Origin of the sequence: Hazenella coriacea (assembly GCF_004341825.1) — a bacterium.
In the GTDB taxonomy this organism is placed as follows: domain Bacteria; phylum Bacillota; class Bacilli; order Thermoactinomycetales; family Thermoactinomycetaceae; genus Hazenella; species Hazenella coriacea.
This window is the reverse complement of record NZ_SMAG01000010.1, coordinates 16,483-32,252: the sequence shown is the minus strand read 5'-3', so window position 1 is coordinate 32,252 and position 15,770 is coordinate 16,483. Positions and strand designations below refer to the sequence as shown.

Below are 15,770 nucleotides of genomic sequence, written 5' to 3'. Positions count from 1 at the left end.
ACTTAATATTCATAAAACCCTATTCTAGATCTATGACGAAAAACTTAAATTCATTGATAAGTAAAAATAAATTTGTATCTTCAGTTACTATGGCTTTGTTCATATAGTGAATCAATGAAAAACATACTCTACAAGCCTTATATAATTATATGAATGGGTCTATTACCTAATTACTTCAATTATTTAATAATTAACACTCCTAAATTATAGAAAAATAAAATAATATTAACTCTTAAAACAAAGCCTACAAACTACTACATGATTGCATAAAAATTAACGGTTTGCTATATTATAAATGTAAGAATAGTTCCACTTCACATCGTTGAATTTGTAATTCTCTTTATTCAGATGATCAACTTTGTGAACCGATACACAACGTTCAAATATTCCCTCTATGAAAACGCATTCAAATGTATTATGCTTAGATTAATAAATTGATCTACGGCATTATTAATATTTGTGAGTGGATTTGGATAAAAATAGACAAAAAATAAATCTGCCGATCACCTGGCAGATCTTAATAAAATTAGTTCATCATGTGAAATAATAGACCAAAACAACTAACTGATTTTATGCCTGTGCTTGTTGGTAGAGAACAATAGATCTTTCTCCAATCGGGTTGAACAGCTATTGGTATAACCCAGATGTCGATAGAAAGGTAATAACTTCTCAGTTCCTTCATCAACTGCAATCCAAATCCTCTTCACACCTTTTTGAACAAAGCGCTGTTCTAAGGCATCGACAAGTTGTGTACCCACTGTTTTCTTTTGATAATCAGGATGAACAGCCAAACAGTAGTAAAAACCACTATTCCCATCGATTGTACCCACAATTGCCCCAATGACTTGTCCATTAGGAGCCTCCGCTACAATGACAAGATCCCGATCATATCCCAATTGTTCAGCAAGTACTTTTAAAGTCTCTTTTTCACGCTCTTGAGACGCTGTCATTTGCCATATCTGTGAAACATCATGGACATCGGATAGTTGAAAAGAACGTAGACGCATACAGACCCCTCCATAGGAAGTTTCACAATATCGTAGCCTTTTTATTTTACTTTAGAAACTATTTATTTGCAATCTGTAGTTAAAATCTAGGTTTAGTTGGAAAATTGTGGTTTCATCTTCCCGCCTACAATCCACAACCAAGGAATATACATAAAGATGGAACTCCCAATAAAGTAAGGAAACCACTCTTGAATGTAATTAAATACAACCGTCCCTCCCAATAACACTCCCCAAATCGATAAGGACCACCAGTTTAATACCTTTGAGAAAAAGTGTGTCCGAAACATGACAGCTGTATAGATCAAACCACTGATCGCAAAACAAGTTGGAGCATATAGCTTCATGATTAGACTAAGTAAATCATCCCATTGCTGCATGTGGTTAGCCAAGTCATACGAAGGCATTTGCCAAAACAACTTAAATAAGTTTGCGATGATGGTCACCTGCATGAAGTGATTTAACAATATCGCAACTGCTCCAATCACACTGATCAGCCATGCCCACCGCAAGATGATGCGATAGGATTGATCCAATGCAAAAGTGAAAATAGAAAAGGTAGCCACCATGGAGAAAATTGCAAGTAAGGAACTCAACCAAGATACAATAACCCAGTGCTCATTGTACAAAAAATAATTCATCCGCACCCCAAATGAACCACCTACAACATGCATCAGAACAAATAACATGAACAACGAAGATGTGAAATGAAGACAAGCTGATCCCCGAAAAAGCCAATGAAACCAACTCTTTCTTACTCCCATCCTCCCACCCCATTCTTCTTAATCTTTTCCTCCTTCAACCTTTTTTTCATCTTAATGATTGATCGTTACAAAAATGCGAAAGGTTTAGAAGTTTTCTTTTCTATTATTATTTTATCCAAATCAAGAAAACCCAAACCCCGTTTTCCATATTCAGTATCCCACTGAATTGAATGAAGACATTTTTACGAAACAAATCCCATAGAGTATTCTCTCTTCAGTTCAAACGATTACTTTGGAGCAATGATTTCTTTATTATTTAAGGGTATGAAAAGATCGGTTTATTTCATACTAAATAAGAGGTGATCTCAATGTATCTAGGTAGAGATTTAAGTGAATTAAATATGACTCCGATTCCGGATTGGGCTATGGAAGAGTTATCATATCATCACTATATGATGTCTCAGATGTCCCCATTCATGAATGAGCAAGGGGTAAGCCTTCATAGAGATGTCATTAAGGAAATTGAAAGACGGGGTGGATTAGCTCATCTAGATAAAACCCACTCCATTCATGATATATAAAGTAAAAAACCTAGTATTCGCAAATCTGAATACTAGGTTCGAAAAGTTTCTTATTTTTTATCAGTAGAAGTTTCTTTCTGATCTGATTCTTTCTTAGCTACAAAAGAGTCTGGCTGATCATCTTTTTTGACTTTATATTTCTTAGCATTAGGGGCTGTGTAAGTGGATACCGTCATAGCATTCGAACCGACATTTACTTTAATTAAAACAGGTTTATTTAGATTGTTTTTAAAACGGAAGTCTGGTCCTCCCCAAGAGACCGTAGCATCCCGACCTGGTGGAACATAAGTTACTTCAGCACTATGGTGTTGAACACGGGTAATTTTTAAACCTGCATCATCCACACTATTAAATAGCGTTGAAGAAACCTGACAAATCCCCCCACCAATTCCTTCACTAAACTCACCTTTGACGATAACACCTGCTGATTTGTAACCACGTGCAGTAGTCCGTTCTCCGACTACTCGATTAAATGAAAATTCTTCCCCTGGCATCAGAATTAGATTATCAATCGCTTTAGACGATAAACGAATGTTAGTGGTTCGATTCGTATTACCTCCATCAAATGTAGTACGATACTTACCCATTAGCTTTTGATCTACCTGACGAAGGTCTTCTGCTGTAACCAATGGTTCTTCCGGGACCATTGGAATTTGCTGTGGTTTATTTACAAGTAGTTTTAGATCAGAAAGCCACGCCTCTACGGCTTCAACATCCATTTTACGACCTGATTTTTCTGGTGTGATTTCTTTTCCAAACCATTTTAACTTCGCATCTTCAGCGGGTTGGTCAACTTTTTTCTTCACTTCATCCAACCAAGTACGCAGTTTCATTTCGTCTACTGTTGCTAGATCTTGACCATTATAACCTACTTGATATAAATCCAATTCATATTTCTGATCATCTAACAATAGCTGTAAGTTAGCGGGTTGTGGCGTAGGTGCTTCTGCGACTGCTGGAGCTCCATCACCAAAAGGAATCAATGTATAAGCTACAATCGAGCCCACTACAAATAGAGAAGCAGCAACAATCCCACCAATGAGCTTTTTTCGTTTAGGATCATGCTTCGGTTTTGCTTGATCCGTTTGCTTTGGAATCTTAACTTGTTTAGGACTTTTCGCTGGAGCCTGAGCATCACTTGGCAACTCTGACTCTTGATTTTCCTTCGTAGAAGATGGAGCTCCTTCTTCGGTTTTCCATTGGTCAAACACCCTAAATTCCATCGTATTAAAGGCACGATCATCTTTGGGTGAAGAAGACTTAACCTCTTCTTGATTTTCCTTCGTAGAAGATGGGGCTCCTTCTTCAGTTTTCCATTGGTCAAACGCCCTGAATTCCATCGTATTAAAGGCACGATCATCTTTGGGTGAAGAAGACTTAACCTCTTCTTTGGTATCATTCACTGGTTCATGTGCTGTAACTGGACTCGGTTTAGATTCTTCTATCGTTAAATGAGTCTGCTCCTCATTATTTTTTTCCGAGGAGGAATCGATTGACTTATCAGACTCCTTTGATGTTTCTTTCTGTTCGGTCGAAGATCCCCAATAAAAAGACATTTTAGGCTCTTCAACACTTGAATGATCTGAAGGAGGTAGATCATTTTGTTCCTCTGTTGATTCAGACGATTGGTTAATGGATTGATCGTCTGAAACAGGCTTTTCTTGAGTCTTAGAGTCAGTTTTAGAATCTAACTCATCTTTAGGTTGATCTTTCTCTAAAAAATTTTCACTCGATTGAATCTGTGAATTGTTTTTTTCAGGTTGGTGTGCAGATACAGAGCTCTCCCCTTGTGAACTTTGTTCCACTTTTTTGGATTGATCAGTCTCGCTCTCAGACCCTACCTTTTTGTTTTCTTCCAACCGTCTCTCTCCTCTAGCCTAAAGTAATCATATAAAACTAGTTCAATATGCTTTAAGCTTGTTACAAACTAACTGTTCATCATTTTTGAAACAAAAAAGATAGCCTTAATGCCTTTAATCAGAAATCACAACATCGTTGTCGATACAAACAACAGCCTAAAACCTAGTAAACAGTTTAGAAAGCTCCTAACGAGATCATATCCTATATAGACACTAGTTGCTGAAGTGCCTTTCGGTAAACGTTAGGAAATGCCCTAGTATGAAGCTGGTTCAAAGCAATCCACTCCCACTCATCAGGTAAGGAAACAGATTTCTTTAAATCAGCTTGAACTAGTGTAATCTTCCAATGAATATGGCTAAAAATATGATCGAGATTCCCCCTAATTATTAGATTCGTAAGCTGAATGTTTTTTGTGTCACAGAATTCATTAAATACTTCTAAATAATTTTCTTTTTTAGCCTGTTCAATCGTTGGCAGTGACCACATATGAGCTAAAAGTCCTTGTTCAGGGCGTTTTTCAATAAGAACTTTATTTTCTGATACAATCCAAACAAAAATAACATCTACAGACTTAGGTGAAGTTGCCTTTTTCTTTCGGGGTAATTCTGATTCTCTTCCTTGTTGATAAGCCTTGCACACAGACTGAACTGGACAAAATAAACATTTGGGAGACTGCGGAGTACAAACCATAGCCCCAAGCTCCATCAAAGCTTGATTAAAATCTCCTGGCGATGATTCGGGAATCAGTTTCTCAGCAATCCTCTCCATCTTCTTTCTCGTTGATTGCTGAGAAATATCATCCTCGATCGTAAAAAGCCGGGAAAAGACACGCATCACATTTCCATCTACAGCAGGAACTTTTTTATCATAGGCAATACTTAATATAGCTCCAGTCGTGTATGGTCCTACGCCTTTTAGTTTGGAAATTTGAGCTACTTTATCGGGAACCTTACCACCATATTCAGCAACGACTTCTTTGACAGCAGAATGAAGATTCCTGGCTCGGGAATAATATCCTAAACCTTCCCAAGCTTTGATCACATCCTCATCAGCCGCTGCTGCCAACGATTCGATCGTAGGAAAGCGACTAAGGAACCTTTCATAGTATGGGATCACAGTATCTACTCGTGTTTGTTGCAACATAATTTCAGAGACCCAGATTCGATATGGGTTCTTATTTTCTCTCCATGGTAAATCGCGCTTATTTTCACCATACCATTCCAATAAATTTTGTTGAACGACCTCTACCACCTGATCAGATGGCAAGAGTACTTGATTATTTGCCTTATTCATTGGTTCCATGGATGTAAGCCCCCTATTTGATGTCGATGTATAGCTGTTATGGTAGTTGAACCACAGAAACACGATATCCATGGGCAAGTAATTCAATAGCTAAAAGATGATGCCGATTATCACTTAAATAAAAACCTGCTAATGACTCAGGAAATTGAATCATTGTTTTTTCCTGCATAGAGGGTCCTATGAATAGAAAGTCTTTCGCTGACGCTAACCAGATCCCATTTGAATCAAATCCAAAGGTAGGGAACTTATTCTCTTTCTCTTGCATATAACCATCGTATACACGTAACTCTTGACTGGGTAAATAAACGATCCTAATCATTCCATCGGCAATATAATGTAGAAATGCCCCATCTAGGCTTAACTCTATATTTGTTAGATGAGTGGGTAGTGAGTTTCGTTCATTTTCTACATAATGAAACAGTTGTAAGTCCATCACATGAACTCGTTCAACTTTCATATTTCCATCTTTATAACGTCCTGTGGCAAATGCAAAATATCGTCCTGATGGGTCCCAAACAGGAGGTGACCAAATCTTCTCTTGTTCGTCTACCGTATATACAACTTTCTCTACTCCTGACTCTATATCTCGTAAGCGGAGATCCCCCTTCTGATCAACAAATAGAAGCTGATTGGAAGTAGGTGACCAACTCCCCCATTTCCCTTGTAATAAACCTTTAATCTGTCCGTTAGACCGCTGAATAATCATCTGATCCCATAAAAGGAGATAATCCTCATCTTTTGACCACACAATCCCGTCTCGTAACAGAAGTTCATCATGAAAGTGGGAAAGAGGTGGAAGCATTAAAGACCGATCATCATCTTTATTATGTAATATGATGGTTTCAAAGGTGGAGTCTAACATGACAAAAGAGCTTCCGCTTGGGGATAAAGCGAGGACTTGAAACTCTTTGTTCTCTTTGTTCTCATAGTCAGGAATGATATTCTTAAAAAGAGAAGCGATCGCCTGTGCTTTGATTTTAGATGGGTCAGTTCTCGAAATCACCCTTACTTGCTTTAGCTCACCTGTCTGTTTTTGAAATCTCCATAACGAAGAAATTTGTCCACGTTGAGCTAGGAAGTAAACTGAGTGATCATATTCCACTAAGGGTTCGAATTGATCGAATTGGAGTGGTTTTCTGTGGGAAGGATGGGAATAATATTGATTCTGACTCCACCAAAGTCCTCCATAAAGGATTCCAATAAGAGTTAGACATATGAATCCGATTCGTGTATGCCTATGAACCTTCATGTATGTGACTTCCTTCTATAAGATGGGTTCAAAAGCCCAGATATGAATTTTCTCTTTTCCACCCTGAATCATTGAATGCCATTTAGAAAAAAGAGGATGTTCTCCATCTGTACGAAACGGACGAAGTTGCTGATAAATCTCCCAATCTGTCAATCGAACTTCTTCAACAACTCGGAAAGGTTGCTCTGATCCAGTTAGAAATTCATGTGAAGTAACAGAAGAAAGTTTGGCAGTTTCATGTTGAATCTCAGGAATGATCTCAACAAAAGAAAGCCACATATCTTCCTTGATTCGATATTCAATAAAAATAGTAAATGATTTCTCTTTCATAACCACTCAACTCCTTATTTCTATACTGTTATCTTAACAAATAGTGATAAATACTAGTAAGATGAAAAGATGAAGATTCATCAATCTTTGATCAAGAATTAATTTTAAAAGACAGTAAAAAGACCTAGCTTCTAAAAAAGGTGGAGAGACATGGACACAGGTACACACTTTGTGATGGGAGTTGGACTTTTTGGATTGGCTCATATCGATCCATCTGTAGTCAATCACGCTGATACTTCTCAAGCTGTTTTACTTGGTACGATCATTGGATCTCAAATGCCTGATATCGATACCATTTATCGCTTCAAAGGAAATGCTACCTATATACGAAATCATCGTGGTTGGAGCCACTCTCTTCCTATGCTTCTTCTATGGCCAGTTTTATTAACCTTATTGCTCTCTTTTATATTCCCAAATTCTTCATGGACTCATTTGTGGATATGGACTCAATTGGCTGTTTTGATCCATATTTTTATCGACTGTTTTAATACGTACGGGACTCAAGCGATTCGTCCCTTATCTTATCGCTGGATTTCATGGAACATCATCAATATATTTGATCCATTTATTTTTACTATTCATGTCATCGGTTTTATGGCATGGTGGATTACACCTTTAGATCCAGGTTCGATCTTCGCCCTGATCTACGGCCTGATCATTGTTTATGTTCTATGGCGGACTTGGGTTCATTACCGATTGGTTCAATGGATTCAACTACAAATAGAGCCGATGGGAAAAGTGACTGTTACACCGACCATCCGTTGGAACGTTTGGAATGTGATTGTGGAGCATCACCAATTTGTTAAGATGGGCACACTCGTTAATAAAAAGCTAACTTGGACAGGTCAATTAACGACAGAGAATATTCATCATCCTGCTGTCATTTCGTCTAAACAAACTGATCCTATCGACGCGTTTCTTTCATTTACATCTTATGGCTATCCACAAGTGTATCAACGTTCTTATGGTTTCGAAGTTCGTTGGCTAGATGTTCGCTATCACTATAAGAAACACTTTCCCTTTGTTGCTGTAGCTCTTATCGATAAAGAATATAAACCTTTCCATTCTTTTGTGGGATGGATGAATGAAGGTCAATTGGAAAAGAAAATACGAAATTTGGTATCATAAGGGTTGTGCCAAACAATTACTCTGGAGGTGTAACCCCATTTGTTTTCGGATCTGACCCAAACAGTACCTTCAAATTCATCAATTTCAGTAGGCGAAATCACAGGAGAAACAAAATCAATGGTTTCCAAGATGATCGACAACCCCATTGATTTTTTGCTCATTCCTCTTGGAGAATTATTGATAATCATTGTTTTAACCTTACTGGCGCTTCGATTTATTGACAAAATTATTGATCAGATTTTTTCACTCAGTCGAATCGAAAGTAAAAAAGCACAAACGTTACAAAAGTTGATCAAATCAGTTTCAAGATACGCCATCTACTTTATTTCTCTCTTAACCATTATGATCAACCTAGGTTTTGACCCACTGCCAGTGTTGGCTGGTGCTGGAATTTTGGGTTTAGCGATTGGCTTTGGAGCCCAAAACCTAGTGAAAGATATTATTACTGGCTTCTTCTTAATTTTTGAAGGTCAATTAGAAGTAGGAGACTTTGTACAAATCAACGGAAAGATCAAAGGAACCGTTGAAGAAGTGGGATTACGAATCACAAAAGTCAGGGAATTTAACCAACGCCTTCATTATATCGCTAATGGGAATATATCCCAAGTCACTAACTATAACCGAGAAAAAATGCGTGCGATTATCCCCATTACCGTTCCATATGAAGCGGATCTCGAGATTGTAAACAAAGCATTAGAGGAAATTGTCGAGGATGTCAATGAAAAGTATGGATCAATTCTTGTGGATGAACCCGAAATCATGGGTGTTACCAACATGGATCAAACCGGAATTCAATTTACGATCACTGCTCTATGTGATCCTGAGCAGTATTGGTCTCTTGAACGAGAAATGAGAAAGATTTCGGTTTTAATTCTCCATCGTTATGGGATCCAAATTGCTTATCCACGAAGTGTTATTTATAATCCCATACAACTAGATGAGGTACTTCAAGAAAAAGAAACAATCTCTTCTGCAAAAGGATAAAAGGCAGGCTGGATAATGTCCACCTGCTTTTTTCTTTCTGATCTTTATCTCTCACGATCTTAAAACAGGTTTTTTTGAGCAACGGCTAAAATCCCTGTGACAACGATAGCCACCGTAATCCAAATGGCTGTCTGCTTCATATCACGCATCAAAACACCATTTGCATCAACCTCAGCGACACGCTTAATCTTGACTTTCTTTTTAGCCAATGGACACCCTCCTTCAATCTCCGATCAAGTACTCTTTAGATCATACCATATTTTTCTCCTAGAACTTAACTCATCCCAAGATAATTGAACAGTTATCCATCGGTAACTCTCATAAAAAAACCTAGTACTCAGAGGAGCACTAGGTGATGAGCCCATCATTTATTCTACTATTTCCACACGTACATCTTTTTTCACCCCAAATTGGCGTGCATCTTTAAGGTCATTTACATATAAATCAATACGATTTCCTTTGATCGCTGAACCTGTATCTTGAGCCACTCGATAACCAATCCCCTCGATATAAACGCGTGAACCGATTGGGATCACCTTTGGGTCAACAGCGATTGTTACTCCTTCGCTAACTAATGCACCACTTGAGGTTACTCCATACGCAGGATCACCTGGTTTTTTTCCTGTAGATTCAGGCCCAGCCGTATAAGCGGTTAAGGTAAAATTGCCTAACATCCGTCCCCGTGAAAGCGTAGGTATGCTAGAACTAACTGGAACAGAATCTTTCTGTTGAAGGGTATTAGGTTGTTTCTGTCTTTGTTCGGATGATGGTTTCAACTTAGTCCCGGATAGATAAAGAACCTGCCCTACTTGAATACGAGTTGGATCTTTAATCTTATTTTCTCTAGCCAACTGCTCAACGGTCGTTCCATAAGTCCGAGCTAATCGGTACAGAGTATCCCCTTTTTTGACAGTAATCGAGATCGACTCTTTTTCTTTAGCGTCTACTGGTACGAGATAATCATTTCCCTGATAGAAGACAAGAGCCATGACTAACATGGATAAACAGCTAAGCAAAAGTAAATTTCTACTCCCCATCATTACCACCTCTTTGTTAAAACTAGATGGTAACAGCATTGTCAGAAAAATGATATTTTATACAAAAAAAGAGCCTAATCAAACACATGATTAGGCTCTTTTTTTCACTGCTCCAATCCAGTGATTAAAAACACTGCGCAATTGGTTTCGGGTGTAAAGGAAGATGGCTGATGCCCTTGACAAAGCAAGTGATCTTGGATTCAGCTCAGTGTCTGGACTGCTCCATTCGGGTCGATTCAAACAACGACGCTCATATTGAGTATGAATAATGATAACGCTTAAGAAAAACATTAAGCCAACTTGTGGGGCAATGATCGGATAATCATACATTCCATGTCCCAAAAGTGCAATAACCTGAGAGATTAACATACCTGCAAGTCTTTTTTCTTCTTTGGAATTTGCATTTTTTCTCCACCGTCTAGCACGACGCAAGGTAGTAAAAATTAATGATGTGAATAAAGCTAATCCAATCACTCCAAATTCAGATGCAACCCCAAGAATTACATTATGGGCATGGTAAACATAAAACCCAGCTTTTTCTGAGAATACTTGACCGAAATGAAGAGGAAGCGTTCCAAAGAGCCAATAATCTTGGAAAACCTTAAAAGCATTTGACCAAACACTAAAACGAACCTCAGCTGTACTAATCAGGGAATCTTTTCGTGGGATTACTTGTGGATAGATAGATACAAGTATGATCAAAAAAAGTGTCAATGCTACAGTTCGCTTCCGATGTCCTGTCATCCAGACTTGAACAATTAAGCCGAGCACTAAGCCAACCCAAGCACCACGTGATCCTGTACACCAAATAGCGATGCAAAAAAGGAGTAAAGCACCAAACGAAACTAACTTTTGCCAGTTCTTTTGCAAAACTGATGAAGCATAGATACTCATCAAGGTAAAACAGATGAGCATCGCAGCTGCTAAGTTGGAGTTACCAGCAGTACCTACACTTCTGACTGAATGCTCTGATTGCCAACGAAACTCATTATAAAATTTTAATATGTTACCTAACCATGAGGAATCTAAAACAGCCCAATCCACTTGTTGAATAATCACAATGGCAGCAACATATAGTCCTCCTAACCAAAAGTGAATATACATTTTTTCAACATCTTGCCAAGTCCATTTCACAATATCTCGAATCCATAAAGTAAGTAAGAAATAAGCTCCGAATAATGCAATTGGAATGATGCCAATCGGAATCCAGTAGAACCAAGAGGGGTTAAACAACCAACTCACGAAAGAAAGAATCATAAAGCCCAAAAAAATCCCCTCTGGCCAACCAAGAAAATTCCACTTCTGCTTGTATAGTAAAATCGTTGCAACTCCAATCACCAATAGGGCAACTGGAGGAGCAAAGGGTGAGAGTAAAATGGATAAGTATAAAAATTGGGTTAACCCCATGACAAATTTTCTGTTTATATCCGGTTTCAAGAGAATGAACTCCCTTTTTTTATAAAGATGAGGAAAAGCGCCTATTGTATTATAGCGATCTCGTTACTGAAGAGCAAGGATTACTCGAACAAAGCCTAGACATTCGAACACAGCCAACTATGGGTATCAATTTTACCCATTTATCTTTGGTATTTCAACTTAAACTCTGTTCATCAAACAACAGCAAAAAATTCAGAACTCATCCTTCATTGGTTCTATGAGTATTTTAGTCAATTGATTCAAGTGGGTTTGCTCTAGTCGAATTCAACAACAAACTCTTCTTATTTTAATCAACTGGTTACCTTTGTTATACCTTTTTCACCCTTTCTTTTTCTGGTGATTCCTATTGCTTTTGAAATTCATTTTGCTTACAGAACGTTTAAGTATCAATGGAATGAGATCACACAGATATCCTTAAATATCATAACGTAGTAAGATTACTTTTGGTTTCAACACATTCTTCTTATTTGTATTTTTTCCATCTTTTATATAATGTTTCCTGTATCCCCGTTTCTTCACTATTCGATCAGAAAAAATCTGCTGTGATTGGTTACACAGCAGATTTTCTAATCACTCCATATAAACAAGATTAGTAACCAGATGATTTATTAAGGTAACGGATATGAAGAAACCAACACTTTTTTATCTTTAACTCTCATTAATCCATCAGAAGTTAGGCGGAGTTGTGGAAGATGAGTCGATGAAAGAAATAAGAAAGTGTAAATGGGATCATCAAACGGATGTCCAAACTGATGAAGATTTTCAATCAGTGGATCTAATTCGGCAATCAACTGATCAACTGAATGTGGACTCATCGAACCAGCGATCGGTAATTGGATTTGGTGGATGATTTGGTTATTTTGAACCCAAACCACTCCACCCTTTTGTTTTATCACTTGATTGGCGGCTTGAGCCATTGCATGCACATCTCGCCCGATTAATAATAAATCATTGGAACTAGTGTAACTGGAAGCGATTCCATCAATCCCTTTGCCAAAACCTCGTATTACACCAGGTGTCATCCACTTCCCTTTTCGGTCGATTAAAAAAGTGTAACATCGATCATCATCATCATCCCAGTGTACATTTCCATCCACCAATGGTAACTCTTCGATCGTCATTTTTGTAATCACAGGATTTTGCAAGTTCATTACTGGAAATGATTGGCGTTCCTTTTGAGGAATTTGTAAAGCAGTAGGCTTGATTTTGACATTCATCTTCCACTTTAACTTTGAATATGACTTCCAATCCATTTCGAAAAATGAATGGAGTACCTTCTGATTCTCGGCTAACCTTTCACCTTCTACATAGACTTGAAGCGGAGTTGGTTCATCAAGAGAAGATAAAATATTGAAATCAGCCAATTTTCCGGGAGCAATTCCTCCTAATTGCGAATCCAATTGGTAATAAATCGCAGGAAAAAGAGTCACCATTTGATAAGCTTGAATCGGTGGGCATCCATGCTGAATCGCTGTACGAATCAGATAATCACTAAAACCCTTTTTTAAATAAGGTGGAGTTGCCCCATCCGTCGTCATCATAAGCCGGTGCCAAGGTACATCTTTTTCTTTACTTAATTGCTCCATCAACACAGGAAGGTCGGGTCTGATCGAACTATGTCGAAGTGTGACCATATATCCTAACTCGAGACGTTGCCATACTTCTTTAAAAGAGATACTTTCGTGATCTCCTGTCACTCCCGCAGCTGCTAATCGAGATAATGTTAGAAAAGAGGCTCCTGGAGCATGCCCTTCGATCCTTTTTCTATTTTGTTCAGTCTGACTCATCCAACCATGCATTTTTTCATCTTCCAACAATAGTGGCATCCAATCAGTTAATTCACCACTTTGTAAAACTAGCTCATGATCGATTAAAGGTTGAACCCGTTCTTTCGCAAATAAATGTTTTTGTTTGGTGGAAAGATGTGTTTGGGCATCAAGTCTTGCCCACCAAAATTGTTTAACAGGAGAACGCTTATCAATTTCCTCAATCAATGCAATGAACTCATTCACTTCAAGTTGACTAAAGAAAACTAAATTATCATTAATCAAAGTAGTTGTTCCATGGGCACACACTTTTTCAGCTAAGCTAAGTGGATGATATAACTGAAAAGGATGAGCATGAGGTTCAATATAACCAGGTACAACTACTTGTCCATCAAGATCAATAATCTTCGTATTTTCATTGAAAATACAACCACTCTTTGTATAATCACCTACATATGCGATCCATCTTCCAGCAAGAACTAGATCCTTTTGTTCCACCCGTCCTGTATACACATTTAGAATCTGTCCACCCCGGATCAATACTGTTGGTACATCTCTGCCCATTACGACATCCATCAAATATTTTTTTTCTGTTTGGGTGCAAGTGATTCGCAAAAATCTCCCTCCAATCGCCAGTTATTTCAATAACTTTCCCTTTTTCCTTTGAATAAGCCCTCCTGATCAGCAAATAATAATTTTGCGGAGCCGGAAAGGAGTTGAAATCAGTGAAAAAAAATGTAGGTACTATTGACGCGATCATTCGCATCAGTTGTGGGTTAGTGGGGTTAGCTTGGAGTGCTTCCCGATCTAGAAGAGGATTCCCTTTTCTATTCGCCATGATGTCAGCAATGAAAGTGGCTGAAGGGATTACAAGATATTGTCCTATGCTTGCCTTATTTGGCAAATCAACACTTTCCAAGCAAACGGATCATTCAAATCCTTCTCTCTCGTTGGACTCCATGTTCTCTCAAGATCAATAGTTTTCAAGTTAAATAAGTCCTTTTTACCCTTATTTTTCGCTCCCCTTTTCTAAGGGGAGAACTTATTTTAGGTATTATGAAAAAAGAAAAGAAAATCCCTTGTCTATATTCAGACTTTTTTGTATAATAGTTTCCAAGATGAGTTGAGGGGGTAGATGTACAAAAACATTTTTCTGAGTATTATGTCTGTTATGTGAACAAAATACAAGTCTGGTTCACAATTCCTATTCTATTGATTAAGATTGACATGGTATATTCAGAAGTAAATGGTTTTTTTACTCTCTACTTACTCAGTTAGATCGGTTGGAAAGCAGATATATTTGGGTGGCACATGATCTACCAACCATACTCCATTCTCTGTTCGATAAAAATCAACTCCCTCTCGCTCCATTTTCCCAGCATCAATTTGTAACACAATAGGAAATCCATGACGTTTTCCTACCTCAACTGCTGCACTCCTCCGGTCTGATAAGTGAACATGATGTCGCTTTTTCTTCAGTAGACCTTCTTTAAAAATCGATGGGAGAAAATGCTTAGCCGTTCCGTGAAACAAGGTAATAGGAGGGGATGTTGGCTGGAGACCCAATTGTACCTCAACAGAATGACCTTGATTGGCACGAATATATTTAAAGTCCCGTGTAAACGAAAAACGACGTTTATCATTCGTTCTAACAATCTCTTTAAGCTCTTCAAGTGTGATTTTAACCCCAGCTTTTCTACACCCTTCTAATAGCTGGGATACATTAACCCAACCTGCTTCATCTAAAGAAAGGTTGACCAATTCGGGTTGATGTCTCAATATAAGACTTAGGAATTTACTCACTCTGGTATGTCTTTTGCTCACCATAAAGATCCACCTTTTTCATGCTGTTAAATAACCTTCAACTCAAAAAATGGGTTAATCTTGAAGACAGATGCCCTCAGCACATACCAGTTTAACATATAATTTCGACAAAAATCGAATCTTGATAATGTTTTGTCAAAAAATTTGTCAATTTTTATTTTAAAAAAAGAAGGCATCTTGTAACTTTCCGTCGAAAAAAAGGGTACATTGATTTTTAAGAGATCGAAGGTGGCAAACTGAGGGCAACGTGGTGTAAAATAAGATTACAAGCAAGAACATATGATCGGTTTTTAAAATCCAAACCGGTTTGGGAGTGTGAGAATAATGTCGCTCAGCGAAATGGAAAAAGAAACAGTGATCCAGTTTGATGAGTCCACCAACCTCGCCACCGTTTATACGGCCAGTTGGACAGTCGCTCGTTCTTTGAAAAAAGCTGGGTATCAACCAGTGAAAAAGACACAAGGTGGATGGTGGTTTAAGATTCCAGTCAACGGGATTAGTATTCAAGGCGAAAAAGAAACCACAAAAATCGGCTAACACATGAACATAGGGATCACCTTCGTT

16 protein-coding genes are annotated in these 15,770 nt (G+C 38.0%); 5 read left to right on the top strand and 11 right to left on the bottom strand.

All coding sequences use genetic code 11. The features are described 5' to 3' along the window. Positions 1–560: 560 nt before the first annotated feature. Positions 561–1,007: a GNAT family N-acetyltransferase gene (locus tag EDD58_RS13455; RefSeq protein WP_131926412.1), complete on the bottom strand. Its 447-nt coding sequence runs from the start codon at positions 1,005–1,007 to the stop codon at positions 561–563. Between the two features lie 92 nt (positions 1,008–1,099). Further along, entirely contained in the window at positions 1,100–1,768 is a 669-nt protein-coding gene (locus EDD58_RS13450; protein ID WP_131926410.1) for a hypothetical protein, read from the bottom strand. 308 nt (positions 1,769–2,076) lie between these two features. Here EDD58_RS13450 and EDD58_RS13445 point away from each other — a divergent pair, with 308 nt between their 5' ends. Further along, the gene (locus tag EDD58_RS13445; protein ID WP_131926408.1) at positions 2,077–2,289 is read left to right on the top strand and encodes a hypothetical protein; all 213 of its coding nucleotides are present in this window, start codon (positions 2,077–2,079) and stop codon (positions 2,287–2,289) included. A 50-nt stretch (positions 2,290–2,339) separates the two neighbouring features. Here EDD58_RS13445 and EDD58_RS13440 read toward each other — a convergent pair whose 3' ends face one another. From EDD58_RS13440 to EDD58_RS13425, 4 genes are all read right to left on the bottom strand, one after another. Then, a complete protein-coding gene (locus EDD58_RS13440) occupies positions 2,340–4,148 on the bottom strand; it encodes a VanW family protein (protein ID WP_131926406.1) in 1,809 nt (602 codons plus the stop codon). Positions 4,149–4,350: 202 nt separating this feature from the next. Next, positions 4,351–5,451, bottom strand: coding sequence for an A/G-specific adenine glycosylase (gene mutY, locus EDD58_RS13435; RefSeq protein WP_243648747.1), 1,101 nt, complete (start codon positions 5,449–5,451; stop codon positions 4,351–4,353). 37 nt (positions 5,452–5,488) lie between these two features. Then, positions 5,489–6,700 carry a WD40 repeat domain-containing protein gene (locus EDD58_RS13430; RefSeq protein WP_131926404.1) on the bottom strand — a complete coding sequence of 404 codons (1,212 nt, stop codon included), beginning with the start codon at positions 6,698–6,700 and terminating at the stop codon, positions 5,489–5,491. Positions 6,701–6,715: 15 nt separating this feature from the next. Further along, positions 6,716–7,030: a hypothetical protein gene (locus EDD58_RS13425; RefSeq protein WP_131926402.1), complete on the bottom strand. Its 315-nt coding sequence runs from the start codon at positions 7,028–7,030 to the stop codon at positions 6,716–6,718. A 150-nt stretch (positions 7,031–7,180) separates the two neighbouring features. Here EDD58_RS13425 and EDD58_RS13420 point away from each other — a divergent pair, with 150 nt between their 5' ends. Together EDD58_RS13420 and EDD58_RS13415 are read left to right on the top strand one after the other, a co-directional pair. After that, positions 7,181–8,158, top strand: a complete 978-nt coding sequence (locus tag EDD58_RS13420) for a metal-dependent hydrolase (RefSeq protein WP_131926400.1) — start codon at positions 7,181–7,183, stop codon at positions 8,156–8,158. A 117-nt stretch (positions 8,159–8,275) separates the two neighbouring features. Further along, complete coding sequence (locus tag EDD58_RS13415; RefSeq protein WP_131926398.1) at positions 8,276–9,142, top strand: mechanosensitive ion channel family protein; 867 nt, start codon at positions 8,276–8,278, stop codon at positions 9,140–9,142. A gap of 59 nt (positions 9,143–9,201) precedes the next feature. Here the strand turns inward: EDD58_RS13415 and EDD58_RS14960 are convergent, their stop codons facing one another. The 4 genes from EDD58_RS14960 to EDD58_RS13400 form a co-directional block, all read right to left on the bottom strand. Then, complete coding sequence (locus EDD58_RS14960; RefSeq protein ID WP_165875977.1) at positions 9,202–9,351, bottom strand: hypothetical protein; 150 nt, start codon at positions 9,349–9,351, stop codon at positions 9,202–9,204. A gap of 159 nt (positions 9,352–9,510) precedes the next feature. Continuing rightward, complete coding sequence (locus EDD58_RS13410; protein ID WP_243648746.1) at positions 9,511–10,179, bottom strand: 3D domain-containing protein; 669 nt, start codon at positions 10,177–10,179, stop codon at positions 9,511–9,513. Positions 10,180–10,269: 90 nt separating this feature from the next. Further along, positions 10,270–11,616, bottom strand: a complete 1,347-nt coding sequence (locus EDD58_RS13405; protein ID WP_131926396.1) for an O-antigen ligase family protein — start codon at positions 11,614–11,616, stop codon at positions 10,270–10,272. A 608-nt stretch (positions 11,617–12,224) separates the two neighbouring features. Further along, the gene (locus tag EDD58_RS13400; protein WP_131926393.1) at positions 12,225–13,997 is read right to left on the bottom strand and encodes an adenine deaminase C-terminal domain-containing protein; all 1,773 of its coding nucleotides are present in this window, start codon (positions 13,995–13,997) and stop codon (positions 12,225–12,227) included. A 110-nt stretch (positions 13,998–14,107) separates the two neighbouring features. Here EDD58_RS13400 and EDD58_RS13395 point away from each other — a divergent pair, with 110 nt between their 5' ends. Then, entirely contained in the window at positions 14,108–14,362 is a 255-nt protein-coding gene (locus tag EDD58_RS13395; protein WP_131926391.1) for a YgaP family membrane protein, read from the top strand. 286 nt (positions 14,363–14,648) lie between these two features. On the opposite strand, the gene EDD58_RS13390 is transcribed toward EDD58_RS13395, so the two are convergent. Continuing rightward, positions 14,649–15,206, bottom strand: a complete 558-nt coding sequence (locus EDD58_RS13390) for an RNA 2'-phosphotransferase (protein ID WP_243648745.1) — start codon at positions 15,204–15,206, stop codon at positions 14,649–14,651. Between the two features lie 324 nt (positions 15,207–15,530). Between EDD58_RS13390 and EDD58_RS13385 the strand changes: the two genes are divergently transcribed. Continuing rightward, positions 15,531–15,743, top strand: a complete 213-nt coding sequence (locus EDD58_RS13385) for a hypothetical protein (RefSeq protein ID WP_131926387.1) — start codon at positions 15,531–15,533, stop codon at positions 15,741–15,743. The last annotated feature ends 27 nt before the right edge of the window (positions 15,744–15,770 follow it).

Bases quoted from the DNA above. Each gene is read 5' to 3' on its own strand.
- EDD58_RS13450 (WP_131926410.1), bottom strand. From the start codon at position 1,768: ATGGGAGTAAGAAAGAGTTGGTTTCATTGGCTTTTTCGGGGATCAGCT.
- EDD58_RS13410 (WP_243648746.1), bottom strand. From the start codon at position 10,179: ATGGGGAGTAGAAATTTACTTTTGCTTAGCTGTTTATCCATGTTAGTC.
- mutY (WP_243648747.1), bottom strand. From the start codon at position 5,451: ATGGAACCAATGAATAAGGCAAATAATCAAGTACTCTTGCCATCTGAT.
- EDD58_RS13455 (WP_131926412.1), bottom strand. From the start codon at position 1,007: ATGCGTCTACGTTCTTTTCAACTATCCGATGTCCATGATGTTTCACAG.
- EDD58_RS13430 (WP_131926404.1), bottom strand. From the start codon at position 6,700: ATGAAGGTTCATAGGCATACACGAATCGGATTCATATGTCTAACTCTT.
- EDD58_RS13445 (WP_131926408.1), top strand. From the start codon at position 2,077: ATGTATCTAGGTAGAGATTTAAGTGAATTAAATATGACTCCGATTCCG.
- EDD58_RS13385 (WP_131926387.1), top strand. From the start codon at position 15,531: ATGTCGCTCAGCGAAATGGAAAAAGAAACAGTGATCCAGTTTGATGAG.
- EDD58_RS13415 (WP_131926398.1), top strand. From the start codon at position 8,276: ATGGTTTCCAAGATGATCGACAACCCCATTGATTTTTTGCTCATTCCT.
- EDD58_RS13425 (WP_131926402.1), bottom strand. From the start codon at position 7,030: ATGAAAGAGAAATCATTTACTATTTTTATTGAATATCGAATCAAGGAA.
- EDD58_RS13420 (WP_131926400.1), top strand. From the start codon at position 7,181: ATGGACACAGGTACACACTTTGTGATGGGAGTTGGACTTTTTGGATTG.